Annotated in this window: 20 protein-coding genes; 4 read left to right on the forward strand and 16 right to left on the reverse strand. The window is 62.9% G+C overall.

All coding sequences use genetic code 11. From position 1 onward, the window contains the following. Positions 1 to 5 precede the first annotated feature (5 nt). Positions 6 to 1,331 carry a fumarylacetoacetase gene (gene fahA / locus ACHEXK_RS13850; protein ID WP_416546883.1) on the forward strand — a complete coding sequence of 442 codons (1,326 nt, stop codon included), beginning with the start codon at positions 6 to 8 and terminating at the stop codon, positions 1,329 to 1,331. A 26-nt stretch (positions 1,332 to 1,357) separates the two neighbouring features. On the opposite strand, the gene ACHEXK_RS13855 is transcribed toward fahA, so the two are convergent. After that, entirely contained in the window at positions 1,358 to 3,154 is a 1,797-nt protein-coding gene (locus ACHEXK_RS13855; RefSeq protein WP_416548956.1) for a carboxyl transferase domain-containing protein, read from the reverse strand. A 95-nt stretch (positions 3,155 to 3,249) separates the two neighbouring features. Here ACHEXK_RS13855 and ACHEXK_RS13860 point away from each other — a divergent pair, with 95 nt between their 5' ends. Then, on the forward strand, positions 3,250 to 4,266 hold the full coding sequence (locus tag ACHEXK_RS13860; RefSeq protein ID WP_416546884.1) for an asparaginase: 1,017 nt from the start codon (positions 3,250 to 3,252) through the stop codon (positions 4,264 to 4,266). 19 nt (positions 4,267 to 4,285) lie between these two features. Here ACHEXK_RS13860 and ACHEXK_RS13865 read toward each other — a convergent pair whose 3' ends face one another. Continuing rightward, positions 4,286 to 4,969, reverse strand: coding sequence for a YggS family pyridoxal phosphate-dependent enzyme (locus tag ACHEXK_RS13865; RefSeq protein WP_416546885.1), 684 nt, complete (start codon positions 4,967 to 4,969; stop codon positions 4,286 to 4,288). Positions 4,970 to 5,111: 142 nt separating this feature from the next. On the opposite strand from ACHEXK_RS13865, the gene ACHEXK_RS13870 reads away from it, so the two are divergent. Next, on the forward strand, positions 5,112 to 6,017 hold the full coding sequence (locus tag ACHEXK_RS13870) for an NAD(P)-dependent oxidoreductase (protein WP_416546886.1): 906 nt from the start codon (positions 5,112 to 5,114) through the stop codon (positions 6,015 to 6,017). A 77-nt stretch (positions 6,018 to 6,094) separates the two neighbouring features. On the opposite strand, the gene ACHEXK_RS13875 is transcribed toward ACHEXK_RS13870, so the two are convergent. From ACHEXK_RS13875 to ACHEXK_RS13885, 3 genes are all read right to left on the reverse strand, one after another. Beyond that, the gene (locus tag ACHEXK_RS13875) at positions 6,095 to 6,721 is read right to left on the reverse strand and encodes a BON domain-containing protein (protein ID WP_416546887.1); all 627 of its coding nucleotides are present in this window, start codon (positions 6,719 to 6,721) and stop codon (positions 6,095 to 6,097) included. Beyond that, positions 6,722 to 7,306, reverse strand: coding sequence for an SIS domain-containing protein (locus tag ACHEXK_RS13880; protein WP_416546888.1), 585 nt, complete (start codon positions 7,304 to 7,306; stop codon positions 6,722 to 6,724). Between the two features lie 65 nt (positions 7,307 to 7,371). After that, complete coding sequence (locus tag ACHEXK_RS13885) at positions 7,372 to 7,758, reverse strand: YraN family protein (protein ID WP_416546889.1); 387 nt, start codon at positions 7,756 to 7,758, stop codon at positions 7,372 to 7,374. Positions 7,759 to 7,772: 14 nt separating this feature from the next. Between ACHEXK_RS13885 and rsmI the strand changes: the two genes are divergently transcribed. Beyond that, a complete protein-coding gene (gene rsmI, locus ACHEXK_RS13890) occupies positions 7,773 to 8,672 on the forward strand; it encodes a 16S rRNA (cytidine(1402)-2'-O)-methyltransferase (protein WP_416546890.1) in 900 nt (299 codons plus the stop codon). Between the two features lie 38 nt (positions 8,673 to 8,710). Here the strand turns inward: rsmI and ACHEXK_RS13895 are convergent, their stop codons facing one another. The 11 genes from ACHEXK_RS13895 to hpaR form a co-directional block, all read right to left on the reverse strand. Beyond that, positions 8,711 to 9,628 (reverse strand): DMT family transporter, encoded by a 918-nt coding sequence (locus tag ACHEXK_RS13895; RefSeq protein ID WP_416546891.1) that lies wholly within the window; start codon positions 9,626 to 9,628, stop codon positions 8,711 to 8,713. A 70-nt stretch (positions 9,629 to 9,698) separates the two neighbouring features. Next, the gene (locus ACHEXK_RS13900; RefSeq protein WP_416546892.1) at positions 9,699 to 10,706 is read right to left on the reverse strand and encodes a 2-dehydropantoate 2-reductase; all 1,008 of its coding nucleotides are present in this window, start codon (positions 10,704 to 10,706) and stop codon (positions 9,699 to 9,701) included. Beyond that, positions 10,703 to 11,491: a class II aldolase/adducin family protein gene (locus tag ACHEXK_RS13905; RefSeq protein WP_416546893.1), complete on the reverse strand. Its 789-nt coding sequence runs from the start codon at positions 11,489 to 11,491 to the stop codon at positions 10,703 to 10,705. The genes ACHEXK_RS13900 and ACHEXK_RS13905 overlap by 4 nt, the downstream gene beginning before the upstream one ends. A gap of 90 nt (positions 11,492 to 11,581) precedes the next feature. Continuing rightward, a complete protein-coding gene (locus tag ACHEXK_RS13910; RefSeq protein WP_416546894.1) occupies positions 11,582 to 12,397 on the reverse strand; it encodes an aldolase/citrate lyase family protein in 816 nt (271 codons plus the stop codon). A gap of 145 nt (positions 12,398 to 12,542) precedes the next feature. Continuing rightward, positions 12,543 to 13,364 (reverse strand): 2-oxo-hept-4-ene-1,7-dioate hydratase, encoded by an 822-nt coding sequence (gene hpaH, locus ACHEXK_RS13915; protein WP_416546895.1) that lies wholly within the window; start codon positions 13,362 to 13,364, stop codon positions 12,543 to 12,545. A 3-nt stretch (positions 13,365 to 13,367) separates the two neighbouring features. Beyond that, complete coding sequence (locus ACHEXK_RS13920) at positions 13,368 to 13,799, reverse strand: 5-carboxymethyl-2-hydroxymuconate isomerase (RefSeq protein WP_416546896.1); 432 nt, start codon at positions 13,797 to 13,799, stop codon at positions 13,368 to 13,370. Between the two features lie 12 nt (positions 13,800 to 13,811). After that, the gene (gene hpaD / locus ACHEXK_RS13925; protein ID WP_416546897.1) at positions 13,812 to 14,738 is read right to left on the reverse strand and encodes a 3,4-dihydroxyphenylacetate 2,3-dioxygenase; all 927 of its coding nucleotides are present in this window, start codon (positions 14,736 to 14,738) and stop codon (positions 13,812 to 13,814) included. A gap of 47 nt (positions 14,739 to 14,785) precedes the next feature. Continuing rightward, positions 14,786 to 16,255 carry a 5-carboxymethyl-2-hydroxymuconate semialdehyde dehydrogenase gene (hpaE, locus tag ACHEXK_RS13930; RefSeq protein ID WP_416546898.1) on the reverse strand — a complete coding sequence of 490 codons (1,470 nt, stop codon included), beginning with the start codon at positions 16,253 to 16,255 and terminating at the stop codon, positions 14,786 to 14,788. Continuing rightward, the gene (locus ACHEXK_RS13935) at positions 16,252 to 17,022 is read right to left on the reverse strand and encodes a fumarylacetoacetate hydrolase family protein (RefSeq protein ID WP_416546899.1); all 771 of its coding nucleotides are present in this window, start codon (positions 17,020 to 17,022) and stop codon (positions 16,252 to 16,254) included. The genes hpaE and ACHEXK_RS13935 overlap by 4 nt, the downstream gene beginning before the upstream one ends. Further along, the gene (locus ACHEXK_RS13940; RefSeq protein ID WP_416546900.1) at positions 17,019 to 17,663 is read right to left on the reverse strand and encodes a fumarylacetoacetate hydrolase family protein; all 645 of its coding nucleotides are present in this window, start codon (positions 17,661 to 17,663) and stop codon (positions 17,019 to 17,021) included. The genes ACHEXK_RS13935 and ACHEXK_RS13940 overlap by 4 nt, the downstream gene beginning before the upstream one ends. Beyond that, entirely contained in the window at positions 17,660 to 18,151 is a 492-nt protein-coding gene (gene hpaR, locus ACHEXK_RS13945) for a homoprotocatechuate degradation operon regulator HpaR (RefSeq protein ID WP_416546901.1), read from the reverse strand. Before hpaR ends, ACHEXK_RS13940 begins: the two co-directional genes overlap by 4 nt. Positions 18,152 to 18,271: the final 120 nt, after the last annotated feature.

The following is an 18,271-nucleotide window of genomic DNA, read 5'->3' on the forward strand; positions in this document are numbered from 1 at the left end:
GTGCGATGACGATGCTCAACGAAACCCACAACCCGAACCTGAAAAGCTGGGTCGCCTCGGCCAACGCCACAGGCACCGACTTCCCGATCCAGAACCTGCCGTTTGCGGTGTTCCGCCGCCAAAGCTCAGCTGAGTCCTTCCGTGGCGGTCTGGCGATTGGCGACCAGATCGTGGACCTGGCGGCTCTGGCCCAGTCCGGCCTGTTGAAAGGCGAAGCCGCTGCTGCAGCACAAGCGGGCGCACAAGACAAACTCAACGCTCTGATGGCGCTGGGCTCTGCGGCCTGGAGCGCCTTGCGCTTGGCCCTGTCCCGCGCCCTGCGTGAAGGCTCGGCAGAACAAGCCGCTCTGCAAGCCTGCTTGGTGCCGCAAGCCGAGGCCGAATACGACGTGCCCGCGCGCATTGGCGACTACACCGACTTCTACACATCGCTCTACCACGCCACCCACATCGGTAAGCAGTTCCGCCCCGACAACCCGCTGCTGCCCAACTACAAATGGGTGCCGATTGGCTACCACGGCCGCGCGTCCAGCATTGGCGTGTCGGGTCAGCAGTTCCGCCGCCCGGTGGGCCAGAGCATGCCGCCCGGGGCCACCGAACCGGCGTTCGGCCCCTGCAAGCGGCTGGACATGGAGCTGGAGCTGGGCATCTTCATCGGCAGTGGCAATGCGCTGGGAGATGCGGTGGACATCACCGAAGCCGAAGACCATGTGTTCGGCATCTGCCTGCTCAACGACTGGTCGGCGCGCGACATTCAGGGCTGGGAATACCAGCCGCTCGGCCCCTTCCTGGCCAAAAACTTTGCGACCACGGTCTCGCCCTGGGTGGTCACGCTCGAAGCGCTGGCCCCTTACCGCGTGCCCTTCACCCGCGCAGAAGGCGACCCTCAACCCATGGCCTATCTGGACTCGCCCACGAACCGCATCGGCGGCGCGTTCGACATCCAATTGCAAGTGGGCCTGCAAACGCCGCAGATGCGCGAAGCCGGCCAAGCCGACGCCAGCATCTGCCGCACCAGCTACCGCCACGCTTATTGGACGGTGGCGCAAATGGTCACGCACCACACGGTGAACGGCTGCAACCTGCAGCCGGGCGACTTGCTGGGCAGCGGCACCCTCTCTGGCCCGACGCTTGACCAGGCGGGCGCGCTGATCGAGCTGACCACCGGCGGCAAAAACCCGATCGCCCTGCCGGGTGGCGAGCAGCGCACCTGGCTGGAAGACGGCGACAGCGTGGTGCTGCGCGGCTGGTGCGAAAAAGCAGGTGCGGCGCGGATAGGTTTTGGTGAATGCGTGGGCACGGTGCTGCCTGCGCGGCTGAGCCCTGGCTGAAGCCAGCCGACGCTGGCGTCCCAGGCTCACCAAGTGTCAATGGGCAGCGTGCCGTCCGTGGGCCGGACTTGCCCTGCTGCCAGACCTGCCACCAGCCAGTCGCGGGTGGTGGCCGGGTCGATCACCGCGTCGATCTCCAGCGTCGCGGCCATGTTGATGGCACTGCCGTTGTCGTATTGCTGCGCCAGCAAGTTCTCAAACAAGGCTTCGCGCTCAGGCCCCTCGGGCAAGGCTTCCAACTCTTTGCGGTAACCCAAGCGCACCGCGCCTTCGAGGCCCATGCCACCAAACTCGCCCGTGGGCCAGGCCACCGTGCTCAGGGTTTCATGAAAACCGCCTCCCGTCATGGCCATCGCGCCGAGACCGTAGCCTTTGCGCAGCACCACGCTGAGCAGTGGCACCCGCAGGTGCGCAGCAGCCACCAACATGCGCGAGACATGCCGCACCTGCGCCGTGGCCTCGGTGTCCGGTCCGACCATGAAGCCGGGCGTGTCCACCAAGCTGACGATGGGCAGGCCGTGCGCGTTGCACAGTTGCATGAAGCGGGCCGCTTTGTCGGCCGCATCGGCGTCGATCGCGCCGCCCAAGTGCAGCGGGTTGTTGGCCAACATACCCACCGCACGACCTGCGACGCGCGCCAGCGCGGTGTGGACACCCACGCCAAAACCCGTGCGCAGCGGCAACAGGCTGGCCTCGTCGGCGATGCCCTGCATGACCGTTTGGCTGTCGTACACGCGCAAACGGTTTTCCGGCACCACATGGCGCAGTGCCTCGCCGGGCGGAGCGTGCCCCTCGGGCACCAACCCCTGGAACATCGACAAGTAATGGCGTGCCGCTGACACGGCCTGCGCTTCCGTCTCCACCAACACATCGATCACACCGTTGCCATGCTGCACATCGCTCGGGCCGATTTGCTCGGGCTTGAACAGGCCCAAGCCACCGCCTTCGACCATGGCCGGGCCACCCATGCCGATGTTGCTGCCACGGGTCGCGATGATCACATCGCAACAGCCCAGCAAAGCCGCATTGCCCGCAAAGCAACGCCCCGCCACCACACCCACCACCGGCACCCGGCCGTTGAGCCGGGCAAATGAGGCAAATGTGGCCAAGTTCAGGCCCGCCACGATGGCCACATCGACGTCACCCGGCCGGCCCCCACCACCTTCGGCGAACAACACCACAGGCAGTTTGTTTTGCAAGGCCACGCCCAACATGCGGTCGGTTTTTTGGTGGTTGCGCATGCCTTGCGTGCCCGCCAGCACGGTGAAGTCGTAGGCCATGACCACGACACGCTGGCCGTTGACGCAGCCGATGCCCGTGACCATGCCGTCGGCAGGTGTGTTGCGCATGAGGTCATCGGCGCTGCGGCGGCGGCTTTGCGCGGCCACGGCCAGTGCGCCGTACTCTACAAAAGAGCCTTCGTCGCACAACTCAGCGATGTTTTCCCGCGCCGTTCGCAAACCCTGCGCATGGCGCTTGGCCACGGCTTGCGGGCGTTGTGCGTCCTGCGTGAAGGCCAAGCGCGCGCGCAGTTTTTTCAGGTCGCCCCGCTCTGCGGCGAGCACTGCGCCATCCACTGGGGGCTGAGCCGATGGCAGACTGGCCCGTCCCTCTGAGAACGGCGCCAAGGCCAACAACGCCTGCCCTTCCGCCACCGTCTCGCCCGCATGGACATACAGCTCGGCCACACGCCCTGGTTGAGAAGCACGGATTTCGTGCTCCATTTTCATGGCCTCCAAAATCACCAGCAGCTGTCCCGCGGCCACAACATCACCAGCTTGCGCCAGCCATTGCACCACCTGGGCCTGAAGGGGAGAGTGAATTTGTTGCATGCGTTCATTGTGCGGCGCTGTCCCGGAGACAGCAGGTCAAGTCCGGGACAATTTAAACTGGATTTTTTCCAACACCGAGAGCCCGCATGAACTTCGAACCCCTGATCGAGCTGAGCCGCAATGGCATCCAGGAATGCCTGCACTTGGGCGCTCTGGCCGTGACCGACACGCAAGGCCGTGTGCTGGCCCAGGTGGGCAATCCACACTGGTTGTGCTTCACCCGCTCTACCCTCAAGGCCATGCAAGCACTGCCCCTGGTGCAATCGGGTGGCGTGGCGCACTTCGGTTTCACACCGCCGGAGCTGGCCCTGCTGTGCGCCAGCCACAACGGCGAAGACAGGCATGTCGAGCAGGTCTCGTCCATTCTGCGCAAAAGCGGCACCCGCACCCACCACATGCGCTGCGGCTGCCATGTGCCCTACCGTTTCACGTTCATGGACCAACCCATGCCCGAAGGCTTTGCCTACGACGAACGACACCACAACTGCAGTGGCAAGCACAGCGGGTTTTTGGCGTATTGCGTCCAGCATGGCTTGGCCATGGACACCTACACCGCCGTGGATCACCCCTTACAGCAAGCTGTGCGCCGTGCCGTGGCGCACTTGGCTGGCCTGAGCGAAGAAGAACTGGCGCTGGGCATTGACGGCTGCTCGGCCCCCAACTACGCCATGCCCTTGTCGCGCCTGGCCCGCAGTTACGCGCGCTTGGCCCAACCCGAATCAGACGGCCTCTATGGCGCCAGCTTGCATTTGCTGGGCCAGGCCATGAGTGCGCACCCTGATTTGGTCTCGGGCACCGGCAGAAACGACGCCGACTTCATGCGCGCAGGCCGGGGCGACTGGGTCACCAAAGTGGGGGCCGACGGCGTGCAGGTCGTGGCCAGCCGTGCGCGGGGCCAAGCCCTGGCGATCAAGGTCATGGACGGCAACAAGGCGGCGCTGTTTGCCGCCACCGTCGAGGCCCTGGACCAACTGGGCTGGCTCGACGACGCCCAGCGCCAAGCGCTGGCGCCTTGGCGAGCACAGGTGTTGCTGAATGTGGCGGGGGTGCCGGTGGGCGAGCGCCGCAGTGTGTTCCGGCTTCAAGCCGGCGAACACGGCTGAAGCACCCCTCCTGTCGCGCTCAACGCTGGCCGAAAATCGCCGTGCCCACCCGCACCAAGGTGCTGCCTTCGGCAATGGCGGATTCCATATCGGCGCTCATGCCCATCGACAAGGTGTCGAGTGACAGACCTTGCTGACGCAAAGCCTCCAGCAAGGTTTTGGCTTGGGCGTGCACAGCCCGCATCTGGGCATCCGTTTCGGCAGGCTCAGGGATGGTCATGAGTCCGCGCAACTGCAAACGCGGCAAAGCGGCAACGGCCAGCGCCAATGCAGGCAACTCCAAAGGACTCACGCCCGATTTGGTCTCGCCGCCGTCCACATTCACCTGAATGCACACCTGCAAAGGCGGTAAGTGGTCTGGACGCTGCTCGGACAGTCGCTGGGCAATTTTCAGGCGGTCCACGCTGTGCACCCAATCAAAGTACTCGGCCACCCATCGGGTCTTGTTGCTCTGGATGGGGCCAATGCAGTGCCATTCGAGGGCCAGATCCTTCAATGCCCCGATCTTGTCCACCGCCTCCTGAATGTAGTTTTCGCCAAAAGCCCGCTGACCCGCCGCATGGGCGGCGCGCACCGCGTCCGGCCCCCAGGTTTTGGACACGGCCAGCAACGACACGCTGTGCGGCGCTCGGCCAGCGGCTTGACAAGCCACTTCAATTTGCGCACGCACGCGCGCCAAGTTTTCGGCAATTTCGGTGTTCATGGCCTGAGCGTACCAAACCCCGCGCAGACGCCGCTCACCCCACCCACGGTCGCCCAACCGACACGCGAATGCACCCGGCACGAACCCGTGCACTGTCAGGCTGCTAAATTAGCCCTTTTCAACGACTTGCAGCGAGACAACCATGAGCCAAATTGCAACCAAAACCTACGAATCCACCCCCCCCCGCCAAGTGGCCTTTTTGGGACTGGGCGTGATGGGCTACCCCATGGCGGGCCACCTGGCGCGTGCCGGCCACCATGTCACGGTGTACAACCGCAGCGCCGCCAAGGCCGCAGCATGGGCGGCCGAATGCCCAGGCAATGCCACCGCGCCCACCCCCCGCGAAGCTGCCGCAGGTGCCGACATCGTGTTCGCCTGCGTGGGCAACGACGCCGACTTGCGCAGTGTGGTGCTGGGTCCAGATGGCGCCTTTGCCGGCATGAAGCCCGGCGCCATCTTTGTGGACCACACCACAGCCTCTGCCGAAGTGGCCCGCGAGTTGTATGCCCAAGCCCAACAGCGGGGCTTGCACTTTGTGGACGCGCCAGTCTCTGGCGGACAAGCCGGGGCCCAAAACGGCATGCTCACGGTGATGTGCGGTGGCGACGCTGCCGCATTTGATGGTGCGAAGCCCGCCGCCATGGCGTTTTCCCGGGCCTGCACCTTGCTCGGCGCATCCGGCGCGGGACAGTTGGCCAAGATGGTGAATCAGATCTGCATCGCCGGGCTGGTGCAAGGCTTGTCTGAGGCCGTGGCCTTTGGCCAGCAAGCGGGTCTGGACATGCACCAAGTGCTGGAGGTGATCGGCAAAGGTGCCGCGCAAAGCTGGCAACTGGACAACCGTGGCAAGACCATGGCCGACGACAAATTCGAGTTCGGTTTTGCCGTGGACTGGATGCGCAAAGACCTGGGCCTGGTGCTGGACGAGGCCAAGCGCAACGGCGCCCGCTTGCCCGTGACCGCGTTGGTGGACCAGTTTTACGCCGATGTGCAAAAAATGGGCGGTGGCCGCTGGGACACGTCGAGCTTGATTCGCCGTTTGCGCTGACCGAGCCCCGCGGGCCCTGTGCCCGCAAAAAAGCGACCCAAGGGTCGCTTTTTTGGGGGGAACACGGCGGTGCCGGGTCAGTTTTTGGCAGTCGGCTGGCTCAATCGCTTGAGCTCTTCTTCGGAAATTTCATCAAACACGCGGACCACTTTGGTGACGCCGCCAATGCCGCGCACGATGTCGCTGGCACGTTTGGCTTCACGGGCTGTCACGCGACCCATCAGATACACAATGCCACGCTCGGTCACGACCTTGATGGCATTGACCTGCAAGTCTTTGGCATCGATGAACGCCGCCTTGGCCTGACCCGTGATCACCAAATCTTTGGATCGCTGGCTCAGGCTGCTGGCCATGGTCACCGCCAGATCGTTCACCACAGAGACCACGTTTTCCTGGCTTTGCGCGAGTTGTTCGGCGCGGTCTTTGTCGGCTTGGGTGCGCACTTCACCACTGAGCAGCACTTTGCGGTTGAAGCTGGTCACATTCAGGTGAACACGGTCGCCCAATTCTTGGCGAACAGCACCGCCCACCTTGAGCTCAATGGCTTCGTCCTCCAGCTGGGTGCCGGCGGTACGCCGGTCGGTGGCCACGATGCCGGTCATGACCGCGCCGCCCACCAACAAGGGGGCGCAAGCAGACAAACTGGACAAGGCCGCAGCCAACACCACACCCGACAAAACCAAAGATTGAAGATTGCGTTTCATTTAAAGAGGCTCCTGTTCACCCAACAATTGGGTGTCAATTCCATCACACAGACAATGCAGCACCAAGTACTGCACTTCACGAATTCGCGCGGCCCGCTCATGCGGCACGCACACATGCACATCGGTTTCGCGCAGCTGCCGAGCCAAACTGCCCCCATGTTGACCCGTTAAAGCCAACACGCTCATTTCGCGGTCATGGGCCGCTTGCACGGCCTCGACCAGACCGGTTTCGGCGCCGTCCGAGCTGATGAGCACCAACACATCGCCTGTTTGCCCCAGCGCCAACACCTGACGGGCCAATGCTTGGCCGTCTGGCCAACGCGTCGCCGTCACCGGGTCCGAGGACAAGGCCAGCGCGGCCAAGCCCGGGCGCTCCCGCTCAAAACCACCCACCAACAAGTTCGCCAGATAGTGGGCCAAAGCCGCCGAGGGTCCCATGCCACCGACCAAGACTTTCCCGCCCCCGGTGACACAAGCCATCACCGCCTGAACAGCCGAATCCACAGGTTTGGCCAAAGTTTCGGCCACCTGGTAGTGCAAATCGGCACTGTCGATGAAGTGTTGTTGGATTCGAAGGTCTAGCATGCGCACGGGATGATAACCCCGCCCACATCGATGCCGCCCTGAAATACAGTTTTTTCCCCGGTATTTCAGGCCGAATCAAACGCCGCCGGCAGCCATTGAAGTCCGGTCACTTCAAGGGTCACGACATCAAAGCGGGTCGGCGGCAGGCGACGCCATCGCATCAGGTAATGCTGCGCCGCAAAAATGATGCGCCGCTGTTTCACCCGCCCAATGCTGGCCGCCGCCCCGCCGTGGTCTGAGCGACTTCGCCTGCGCACCTCGACAAACACCACGGTGCCGTCGGCGGCCTGCATGATCAGGTCAATTTCACCCCCCCCTCGGCCGGGCGTCCGATAATTGCGCTGCAACAAACGCAAACCACGCGCTTGCAAGTAGGCCAACGCTTCGTCTTCGCCCGCATCACCCCGGGCTTTGGTGGTCTGGGCCACCGTGTCTTTTTTGAGGAATTGCATTGAATCCGTCTCCCTTGTCTGCCTCATTCGCCAAAGCCCTGGAGGCGGCGCGCGAAGCTGCCGGATCGCAAAACAACCCGACCAGCACACTGTATGTGGTGGCGACACCGATTGGCAACCTCGCCGACATCAGTCTGCGGGCTTTGCATGTGCTGAGCGTGGTCGACGCCATCGCCTGCGAAGACACCCGCCACACCCAACAGTTGCTCAGGGCCTATGGCTTAGAGCGACCCGGCGCGCAACTGCTCAGCGTGCACCAGCACAACGAAGCCGAGGCGGCGCAAACCGTGATCGCTCGTCTGACGCAAGGGGAACGAATTGCTTATGTCAGCGATGCCGGAACGCCGGCCATCAGCGATCCGGGTGCACGTCTGGTGGCTGCCGTACGGCAGGCCGGATGCCGTGTCTTGCCCCTGCCGGGCGCCAGCAGCGTGACCACGGCATTGAGCGCCAGTGGCATGACGGGTGAGCGTGGTTTTGTGTTCAGCGGCTTTTTGCCCAGCAAATTGGGTGAACGGCAGCAAGCGGTTCAGGCACTGGCCCAAGACAGCCGCGCCGTGGTCTTGCTGGAAGCACCGCACCGCATCGAAGCCTTGGCACAGGCCCTGGCGGTGTTGGGTGAGCGCCGCATCACTGTGGGACGAGAGCTGACCAAGCAGTTTGAACAAATTGAAACGGTCGCGGCAAACGCTTTGCCTGCTTGGTTGGCCGAAAAGCCCGATCGCCAACGCGGTGAGTTTGTGCTGGTGCTGCACGACGCCCCCGTCGCCGCAACCGAAGGCGAAGGCGTTCGTGTGCTGCAAGTGCTGCTGACCGAGTTGCCCCTGAAAACGGCCGTCAAGTTGGCTGCTGAGATCACGGGTGAATCGAAAAACGCGTTGTACGACAAAGCGCTTGCCCTGAAAAAAGGCTGAGCTGCGCGCACCCCCTGGCCCGCGCAGGCAGGCCAGGCTCAACGCTTGCGCAAACCCAGCCACATGACGGTGGTGACCACCACCAGCGCCCCCACCAACTGCACGGGGGCAATCGTTTGCCCCAGCACCGCCCAAGCCAGCACCAAGGCAAACACCGGCTCCACGTTCATGATGGCCGAGTTGCCCACCACGCCCAATTTGGGCAGCACGGTGAACATCACCGTGAAGGCGGTGCCGTATAAAAAAGTCAACGCCCCCAGACCCCACCAACCCGCGCTCGCCTGTGGCAAATGGAAACCACTTTGCGTCGCCGCGACGGCGGCGGCCAACACCGCCACCGTGGCCATGGTCGTGAAAGTGCGCAAACGGCCATCCACGTCAGCCGCCTCGTGTTGGGTGACGACCATGGCCAAACCGAATGTCGCGGAAGCCGCCAAGGCAAAGACGATGCCCACCCCGATTTGCGCCCAATGCTGCGCCGCGCCCAGGCCTGAAGCGGCGCCCAACACATCCAAGGCCAAGGCCAGGCCCAACAAAAGCAAGGGCATGGCCAACAGCACCGCACGTTCTGGGCGATGACCGTACAGCACACGCGCCCAAAACGCCGTCAGCAGTGGGTAGGTGTTGAACGCCAGCAGGGCCAGTGCCACGGGCAATCGTGCCACCGCCGAGTAAAGGCACACACTTTGCACAGCGATCAAAACGCCGATCAGCAGCAAGGTCTTGGGCTGCCGCCCCGACAAGCGCAGGCTCACCTGTTGCTGCCAAAGAATCAAGGCCAAGACACAAGCCGTGACACTGCTGCGAAAAGTGACCGCAGTCACCACATCCACCCCATGGTTGAACGCGGTTCGGGCCGCCACATGGTTGGCCCCCATCATGAGGGCGATGAGCAGCAAGGTGAGAAAACCGGTCAGCGTCAGACGGGAATAAGGAGCTGGGTTGGGCGAGGACATGGGTGCCATTTAACCACCCACGCGCCCGGAAGATGACAAGCAAGTGACTGGGGCCGACGCGATCTGGCGGCTACGGTGAAACAATGGGATACAGCCCCCGAGTTTGCGCATGCAATCGACTCAGACCCAACAACACGTCGGTCAAAGGCGTTGGAATGGCCGTGAGCTGCCCCAATTCCCGCACGGCCGAAACCAGGGCATCGAGCTCAACGGGTTTGCCGGCGTCCACATCTTGGAGCATGGAGGTGCGAAATGCGCCCAATTTGCGCGTCACGGCATGGCGGTCGTCAGGCTGCTGATCGATGGGGATGCCGATCTGTGCACCGATGGCTTTGGCCTCGAGCATGATGCCCGAAATGAATTGGCGAACCAAGGCATCGTCCAAAATGCGGTCCGTGGTGGCCCCCGTGAAAGCGCTGATGGGGTTGATCGTCATGTTGCCCCAGAGCTTGTACCAAATGTCTTTTTGAATTTGCGGCGACAGCGTGGCGTTGAAGCCCGCTCGGTGCAGCAGGGCATGCAGCGCCTGCACGCGGGGTGAGGCCTCACCTGTGGGCTCGCCCACGATCAAGCCGTCACCAAAATGGTGGCGGACCACGCCAGGCACATCCACCGAGCAGCTGGCATGGACCACGCAGCCGATGATGTGCCGAGCGGGCAGTGCACGCGCGATGGTGCCCTGGGGGTCCACCGCGGCCAATGAACGCCCGGCCACCGGACCGCCAAAGCCCTGCAAAAACCACCAGGGCACACCGTTCATGGCGGTCAACACGACGGTGTTGGGCCCGATCAGGGGCCCTACCTGCTGTGCGACCGAAGCCAGCGCAGGGGACTTGACGGAGATGACCACCACATCCTGGACGCCCAATGCCTTGGCATCGTTGGAAGCCCTGACGGGCACGGTGTGCAACTCGCCGCCCTGATGGAGTTGCAGGCCGCTCTGCTGGAGTGCGACCAGGGTGTCGCCCCTGGCCAGAACGCTGAGATCCGCCCCGGCGCGTGCCAAATGCACGCCCACCCACCCGCCAATGGCGCCTGCACCCACGATGGCCACCTTCTGGTAAGTCACCTCACTCATGCGCGCCACCCTGTCCCTTGCCTGTCCATCTGGCGCACCAGCGCCTCAAACACGTCTTGCCCAGCCCCGTGGTGGGGGTTGAACTGCAGGGCATCGCGCGTGCACTTGGCGGCCATGTCTTCGGGCACCGGGATCGGTGCACCCATGCTCTGCGTGGCCAACTGGATTTCACAGGCCCGCTGCAAGGTCCACAAAATCGCAAAGGTCTGCGACAGGCTGGCGCCCCAGGCGAGCAGGCCATGGTTGCGCAAAATCACCGCAGGCTTGTTGCCAATGCTTTGCAGCACGCGCGGGCCTTCCTCTGCATGGATGGTGATGCCCTCAAAGTCATGGTAGGCGACCATGCCATGCAGCTGGGCGGAGTAGAAATTGCTCTGCGACAGGCCGTCCTTCAGGCAAGCCACCGCCACCCCGGCCGTGGTGTGGGTGTGCATCACGCAATGCGCCCCTTCAAGACCACCGTGCAAAGTGGCATGCACCACAAAACCCGCCGGGTTGACCTTGTAGGGCGAGCCGTCAAGCACCTGTCCTTGCAGGTTGATCTTGACCAGATTGGAGGCTGTGACCTCGCTGTAGTGCAGGCCAAAAGGGTTGATCAAAAAGTGCTTCTCGCCCCCGGTCGCGCTGTCGGGCAAGCGCAGCGTGATGTGGTTGTAAATCATCTCTGTCCAACCGAGCATGGCAAATACGCGGTAGCACGCGGCCAGTTCAAGCCGGGCTTGCCATTCGTCCGGATGGACCCGCGCTTGCAACGAAGGCACCACAGGTTGAGGGGATGGAAACATCGTGATCTCCTTGATTTGGGGTCGGACCCAACTGTTGATGGAGCCGGCAGAAAAAAATGAATGGGAATCTGACCCCCATGAAATGGGTGCTCAGTAAGTGGCGCCTTTGACCGGGGTGGCTGAAGTGATTTCTTGTTTGAAGTGCGCAGCCAAATCGGTGGTGTGGCGCATCAAAATTTGAGTGTCCAGTCCCACCGCCACGAACAAAGCCCCCATCTGCAGGTACTGCGCACCCAGTTGTCGGTCGGGCGTGAGGATGCCTGGGGCCTTGCCGGCTTTCCGGATGCGCGCGATGGCGTCCGAAATGGCCGCTTGCACCTCGGGGTGAGCCGCGTTGCCCACATGGCCCATCGAAGCAGAGAGGTCGGCCGGACCGATGAACACACCATCCACGCCGGGCGTGGCGGCGATCGCGTCCAGATTGTTCAGTGCTTGGCGTGATTCAACCTGCACCAACAAGCAGACTTCTTCATTGGCACGCTTGAAATAGTCGGGGTAATGGCCCCAGCGCGAAGCCCGTGCGCCCGCCATGCCACGCACACCACCTTGACCATCGTCTTGCGGATAGCGCATGGCTTGCACCAGTTGCGCAGCTTGCTCGGCCGTGTCCACCATGGGCACCAAAATGTTTTGCGCCCCCAGGTCCAGGTATTGTTTGATGAGCGCCGTCTCACCCACAGGCACGCGGCACACCGGATGGCTGCCCGGGTAAGCGGCCAAGGTTTGCAGTTGCGCCTGGGTGCTGCGCAAGTCGTTGGGCGCGTGTTCGCCGTCGATCACCAGCCAGTCAAATCCGGCCAGGGCGCAAATCTCGGCGGTGTAGGCGCTGGCCAGTCCCATCCAAAGGCCAATCTGGGGCTGCTTGTTTTGCAGGGCTTGCTTGAATGTATTCACGGGGGTGTTCACAGTGTGGTTCCTTGGGTGATGGCTTCGAAGATGATGCTGACCGGGTCTAGCGGGCCTGGCCGGGCTCAAAGGCGCTTCGCTTTGCCACATCGCCCAACCAGGCCCGCCAGACCCGATCAGCGTGGGCATTCAAGGCGCCCAGGTGTTAAGTGAATCTGAACTCCAGCTTGCCCAAAGGCCCGTAGTCCGCCTCAAACACATCACCCACCTTCGCGAGCGCGGGCTTGGTGAACGAACCGGCCAACACAATTTCTCCGGCTTGCAGGTGCTCACCCCAGGGCGCGAGTTTGTTGGCCAACCAGGCGATGCCCACAGCGGGGTGCCCTTGCACGCCCGCCGCCAGACCCGTCTCTTCGACCACACCGTTTTGGCGCAGCACCGCACCGCACCATGGCAAGTCGGTGGTTAAGGGGTCCACCCGCTTAGCCCCGAGCACGATGCCTGCATTGGCCGCGTTGTCGCTGATGGTGTCGTACACCTTGCGCATGGCTTTGGTGTGGCGGTCAAACTGCTCGATGCGCGAGTCGATGATCTCTATCGCAGGGGTCACGTAGTCGGTCGCCTCCAGCACCTGCTGCACCGTCACGTGGGGGCCGCGCAGTTCTTTCTTGAGGATGAAAGCCAGCTCCACTTCCACACGGGGTGCAATGAAATGCGCGAACGGAATGTCCAGCACTTGGCCGGGCGTGCAGTCGTAGCGCATGTTGTCAAGCAGCGTGCCGTAATCGGGCTCGTCGATCTGGCTCGAGACCTGCATGGCCCGGCTCGTCAGCCCGATCTTGTGGCCGATCATTTTTCGCCCTTCAGCGAATTTGATCTGCATCCAAGCGCGGTTGATGCGGTAGCCGTCTTCAATCGTCATGCCCACAAAGCGCTTGGAAAAGTGCTCGATCTGGGTGCGGGATTTTTCGGACTGGTTGAGCGCGTGCGCGAGTTGCTGGATCTGGTCTTCGGTGAACACGGACATGGCTCAAACCTTGTTGAAAAGTGGATGCAGATTGCTGTGCTTGGCGTCAAACACCTCGGGGCCGACGTCGATCTGCAGCGTGATGCCGATGTGGCGCTGTGCCATCAGGGGTGCAAAAAAGGCTTTGGCCACTTCGAGCAATGTTTGCCCGGCACTTTGTTGTGTGGCTTCTGTGCGGCCACGGCCCATGCGTACGTTCAGGTACACAAAGGCGTAATCACCTGAGCCGCCTGCATCACGACCCGCCGCGCCGCCATCGGCCACCGCATAGTGCGGCGCCGGGTAGGCCAGCACGCGGGTGCCGCCTGTAGGGAAAACCTGTTTGCCAGACTCGTCTTTCACGGTGAGCATGGCGTCGGCCATTTGGCGGCACAGGGTCGTCATGTGGACCTCGGCGTCCAACTGACCGGTGTAGAGAATCACAAGATGGGGCATGGGTCGCGCTCCTCAAAGGCGGGTGCTGATGGCCGTGTAGCCTTCAGCACGGCTGGCCACGGCAGCGGGCACTTTGGCGCCGTCCTGCGGGGTGACGTCAAAAATCGCGTTAAGCTGGCCCGTGCCGCTGGCGCCAAAGTAGGGCGTCACCATGTCCACACCGCCGTCATAAGCGGTCCAGCCCAACGCCCCCATCAGCATGGCGGTGTCGTGCATGAAGCCTTCGCCGTGGCCTTTGCTGGCGTACTCGGGCAGCATCTCGCAAAAGGCTTTCCATTCGCGCTTGCCCCACATCTGCAGGACTTGCTTGTCGAGCTGCTCCAAAAACGGGCTCCAGATTTTGTGCGCGAACACGGGCGCCAAGCCGTTTTGCGCAAAACGGTGCGAGAGCGAGCCACTGGCCAGAAATGCCACCTTGCCGTCGTAATGTTTTTCTACCGCCTCGCGCATGGCCCAGCCCAGGCGGGCGCTGTCGTTCAGGTCATGCACCATGCACAGCGCCGACACCGAGACCACCTTGAAGTGCTGGTCTTCGTTCATGTAGCGCAGTGGCACCAGCGTGCCGTATTCGGGGTCCAGGGTGGTGTTGTCGTGCGCCAGCGTTTCCACGCCTTGTTCATTCGCCACTTTGGCCAGCAGGTGCCCCAGCACAGGGTTGCCCGGTGACTCAAAAGCCATGTGGTGGATGAAGTGCGGCAGCTCGTTGCTGGTGTACTCACCTTTGAAATGCGGCGCGCAGTTGATGTGGTAGTTCGCGTTGACCAGCCAGTGCGTGTCGAACACCACCAGCGTGTCCACCCCCATGGCGCGGCAGCGGCGGCTGATTTCTTTGTGGCCATCGATGGCGCTTTGGCGCGTGCCAAATCGTGGCCCCGGGATTTCGCTCAGGTACATGCTGGGCACGTGGGTGATTTTGGCGGCGAGGGCAAGTTGTCCCATGGCGATGTTCCGGTTGAGTGAGAGGGGTGCGAAGTGCTGTCGCCGCGTCAAACGCCCCAATGAGGGATGTGGTGACCGCCCAGGCTGACCGCCACGTTTTTGGGCTCGCAGAACACCTCGTAGCTCCAGGTGCCGCCTTCGCGGCCCGTGCCGCTGGCCTTGGTGCCGCCAAAGGGTTGGCGCAGGTCGCGCACGTTCTGGCTGTTGACAAAGCACATGCCCGCCTCGACCGCAGCGGCCACGCGGTGGGCGCGGCCCAAGTTCTCGGTCCAAACGTAGCTGCTCAAACCGTATTCGATGTCATTGGCTTTGGCAATCGCATCCTGCTCGTCCTTGAAAGGGATCAAGCAGGCCACCGGGCCGAAGATTTCCTCTTGGGCGATGCGCATGCGGTTGTCGACATCGGCAAACACGGTGGGCCAAACGAAGTTGCCGTGCTTGACATGCGCGGGCAGGTCAGCGGCGTAACCGGGCTGATCCAATCCGCCACACAGCATGGTTGCACCTTCTTTGGGGCCGAGTTCGATGTAGCTGCGCACCTTGGCCAAGTGGGCCTTAGAGATCATCGGGCCGACGATGGTCTTTTCATCCAGCGGGTCGCCCACGGTGATGCGTTTGGCCCGCTCGGCAAACTTGACGGCAAAGTCGGCATAAATGCTTTGCTGCACCAGGATGCGGCTGCCCGCGGTGCAGCGCTCGCCGTTGTTGCTGAAGATCATGAAGATGGCGGCATCGAGTGCGCGGTCCAAATCAGCGTCTTCAAAGATCACAAAGGGACTCTTGCCGCCGAGTTCCATGCTGAACTTCTTGAGGCCCGCGCTTTGCACGATGCGGTGACCCGTGACGGTGGAGCCGGTGAAGCTGATGGCACGCACATCGCGGTGCGACACCAAGGGCTCGCCCGCTTCTTTGCCATAGCCATGCACGAGGTTCAGTACGCCTGCAGGCACGCCCGCCTCCAGCGCCAGCTCGCCCAAACGGGCAGCGCTCATGGGCGAGAGCTCGCTCATCTTGAGCACGGCGGTGTTGCCAAAGGCCAAGCACGGTGCGACCTTCCAGGTGGCAGTCATGAAGGGCACGTTCCAAGGGCTGATGAGGGCGCACACGCCCACCGGGTGGAACAGGGTGTAATTCAGGTGCGTGGGTGTGGGGTAGGTGTGGCCGTCCACGCGGGTGCACATCTCGGCAAAGTAGTGGAAGTTGTCGGCCGCACGCGGCACCAGCTGCTTACCGGTCTGGCTGATGGTCTGGCCGCAGTCGCGTGTCTCGGTTTCCGAAATGTCAGGCACATGCTTTGTGATCAGGTCGCCCAGCTTGCGCATGATCTTGGCCCGCTCTGTAGCAGATATGGCGGCCCATTTCGGGAAAGCGGCTTTGGCGGCGGCCACGGCGGCGTTGACCTCCGCTTCGCTGCCCGAGGCCACTTCGGCCAGCACCTCTTGTGTGGCGGGGTTGACGGTTTCAAAGTAGTCGCGGCCTGCGACGCTCTTGCCGTTGATGAGGTGGTCGATTTTCATGGTCCAGCTTTCACAAGGGTGTTGGTCAATGCGCCAATGCGCTCGATCTCGGTGACGATCACGTCGCCGGGATTCACATTCACGACGCCATCGGGCGTGCCGGTCAGGATCAGGTCGCCGGGCATGAGCGTCATGAAACTGCTGAAGTACTCGATCAGCGTGGGCACATCAAAGATCATGTCGGCCGTGCTGCCGCTTTGCGTAACCTGGCCGTTGACGGTGGTTTGCAGCTTGAGGGCCATCGGGTTGGGCACATCGGACGCGTCCACCAGCCAAGGGCCGATGGGCGTGCAGGTGTCACGGTTTTTCACGCGTAAGTTGGGGCGGTACCAGTTCTCCAGGTAGTCGCGGATGGCATAGTCGTTGGCCACGGTGTAGCCGGCGATGTGGTCATAGGCATCGGCTTTCTTCACGCGGCGGGCGGTGCGGCCAATGACCACGGCCAACTCACATTCGTAATGCATGTACTTCACGTCAGCGGGACGCTGGGTGAAGGCCATGTGCCCGATCAGCGATGCCTCGCCCTTCATGAAGGCCAGCGGCTCTTCGGGGGCCTTGAAGGCGAGCTCCTTGGCGTGGTCGGCGTAGTTCAGGCCGAGCGCGATCACGGTGCGTGCCTGCGGCACGGGCGCGAGCGGCGGCAGCCAGACGACCTCGTCAAAGGTCACGCGGTGGCCCTTGTGCGGGCCTTGGGTGATGCGCAACTGGCCGTCAGACTCCACGGCTTGCTGGATGGCGCCGGACCAGGCAATGCGTGCGTGCTTCATGCGGCACCTCCAAGCGTGGTGACCACAGCAGTAAAGCCCCGTGCAGAAATCTCCACCCGATCTCCCGCTTGGGCACGGGGACGCGTGCCATCGGCCAGGCAGTCGGTGCCCACCATCAGCACATCCCCGGGCTGCAGCGTCATGAACTCGCCCACATCGGCCAGCAACTCAGGCAAGCCGCGCACCAACTCGCGCAGGTCCATGGTCTGCACCAGGTCGCCATTGCAGTGCACGGCAATCTGCAGCGCGGCCCAGTCAGACACCTGGCCAGCAGTCACCTGCTCAGGCAAAGCCAGAAAACCGTCGCGGCAGCGGAACTTGACCGGCGGGCGGTAATAACTGGCATGCGGCACAGACCAGTCATTGAGCAGAGCGGCACCCGCGACCTGACCATCTGTCCCGATCACCAGGCCCAGCGTCGCGCCGATGTCCACTTCGGTCACGCCGTCCTGCAGGACCAGGTCTTGCCCAGCGGGGCTGAAGGTGTTGGCCGTCTTGACGTAGAGCACGGGCGCTTGGGGCCCGGCTTTGTACGGGTCTTGCGTCATGCGTGGGCACCACAGGTCCCACTCGCGGCGAAAGTTGAGCAAGGTGCCATACACCGTGCCCGTCGGTTGCCATGAAGGTGGCCATGGGTTCATCGTTCTTCTTCCTCGGCCAGATCTTCTGGCGTTTGTGTGTCGGGGTTTTCGAGCGCGATCACCGCGTCGAGCAGTGCGTACAGCTGCCCCAGCTTGGCCTTGCCCAGCTGCTGCTCCATCCAGCTGTAATGCGCCTCAATCGTTTGCGACAGCACCTGCACCTTCTCCAGCCCCAGCGCCGTCGCGCGCACCACCGTGCGGCGGGCGTCTAACGGGCATCGGGTGCGCGCGATCAGACCATCACGCTCCATGCGCGTGAGCACGCCGCTCAGGCTGGGGCCAAGCAAGTAGGCCTCGCGGGCGACACGCCCCGTTTCTGTGCCTGCTGGGTCAGCGGCGTGCTCACCCAGCACCCTCAGCACCCGCCATTGCTGATCAGACAGGCCCTGCTCGCGCAGGCTGGGGCGTGTGTGGGCCATGACGGTTTCACGCGCCTGCAGCAGCAGGCGCGGCAAATTGCGGTGGATGAAGGGGATGGCAGCACTCATTTATTTAACATGTTAAATGATTCAAAGCCACCATCCATCCGGGTTTCCACCCATGCCACCGCGAACACGGCACTTGTCTTTATGATGGGCCTGACTTACTTGAGATGCCTTGAGCCTGCA

This window comes from Limnohabitans sp. DCL3, assembly GCF_048019295.1.
Taxonomy (GTDB): domain Bacteria; phylum Pseudomonadota; class Gammaproteobacteria; order Burkholderiales; family Burkholderiaceae_C; genus Limnohabitans_A.

Coding starts and splice junctions, on each gene's coding strand:
- fahA (WP_416546883.1), top strand. CDS start 6: ATGACGATGCTCAACGAAACCCACAACCCGAACCTGAAAAGCTGGGTC.
- ACHEXK_RS13860 (WP_416546884.1), top strand. CDS start 3,250: ATGAACTTCGAACCCCTGATCGAGCTGAGCCGCAATGGCATCCAGGAA.
- ACHEXK_RS13865 (WP_416546885.1), bottom strand. CDS start 4,969: ATGAACACCGAAATTGCCGAAAACTTGGCGCGCGTGCGTGCGCAAATT.
- ACHEXK_RS13870 (WP_416546886.1), top strand. CDS start 5,112: ATGAGCCAAATTGCAACCAAAACCTACGAATCCACCCCCCCCCGCCAA.
- ACHEXK_RS13875 (WP_416546887.1), bottom strand. CDS start 6,721: ATGAAACGCAATCTTCAATCTTTGGTTTTGTCGGGTGTGGTGTTGGCT.
- ACHEXK_RS13880 (WP_416546888.1), bottom strand. CDS start 7,306: ATGCTAGACCTTCGAATCCAACAACACTTCATCGACAGTGCCGATTTG.
- ACHEXK_RS13885 (WP_416546889.1), bottom strand. CDS start 7,758: ATGCAATTCCTCAAAAAAGACACGGTGGCCCAGACCACCAAAGCCCGG.
- ACHEXK_RS13895 (WP_416546891.1), bottom strand. CDS start 9,628: ATGTCCTCGCCCAACCCAGCTCCTTATTCCCGTCTGACGCTGACCGGT.
- ACHEXK_RS13900 (WP_416546892.1), bottom strand. CDS start 10,706: ATGAGTGAGGTGACTTACCAGAAGGTGGCCATCGTGGGTGCAGGCGCC.
- ACHEXK_RS13905 (WP_416546893.1), bottom strand. CDS start 11,491: ATGTTTCCATCCCCTCAACCTGTGGTGCCTTCGTTGCAAGCGCGGGTC.
- hpaH (WP_416546895.1), bottom strand. CDS start 13,364: ATGTCCGTGTTCACCGAAGACCAGATCCAGCAACTCGCGCACGCGCTC.
- ACHEXK_RS13920 (WP_416546896.1), bottom strand. CDS start 13,799: ATGCCCCATCTTGTGATTCTCTACACCGGTCAGTTGGACGCCGAGGTC.
- hpaD (WP_416546897.1), bottom strand. CDS start 14,738: ATGGGACAACTTGCCCTCGCCGCCAAAATCACCCACGTGCCCAGCATG.
- hpaE (WP_416546898.1), bottom strand. CDS start 16,255: ATGAAAATCGACCACCTCATCAACGGCAAGAGCGTCGCAGGCCGCGAC.
- ACHEXK_RS13935 (WP_416546899.1), bottom strand. CDS start 17,022: ATGAAGCACGCACGCATTGCCTGGTCCGGCGCCATCCAGCAAGCCGTG.
- ACHEXK_RS13940 (WP_416546900.1), bottom strand. CDS start 17,663: ATGAACCCATGGCCACCTTCATGGCAACCGACGGGCACGGTGTATGGC.
- hpaR (WP_416546901.1), bottom strand. CDS start 18,151: ATGAGTGCTGCCATCCCCTTCATCCACCGCAATTTGCCGCGCCTGCTG.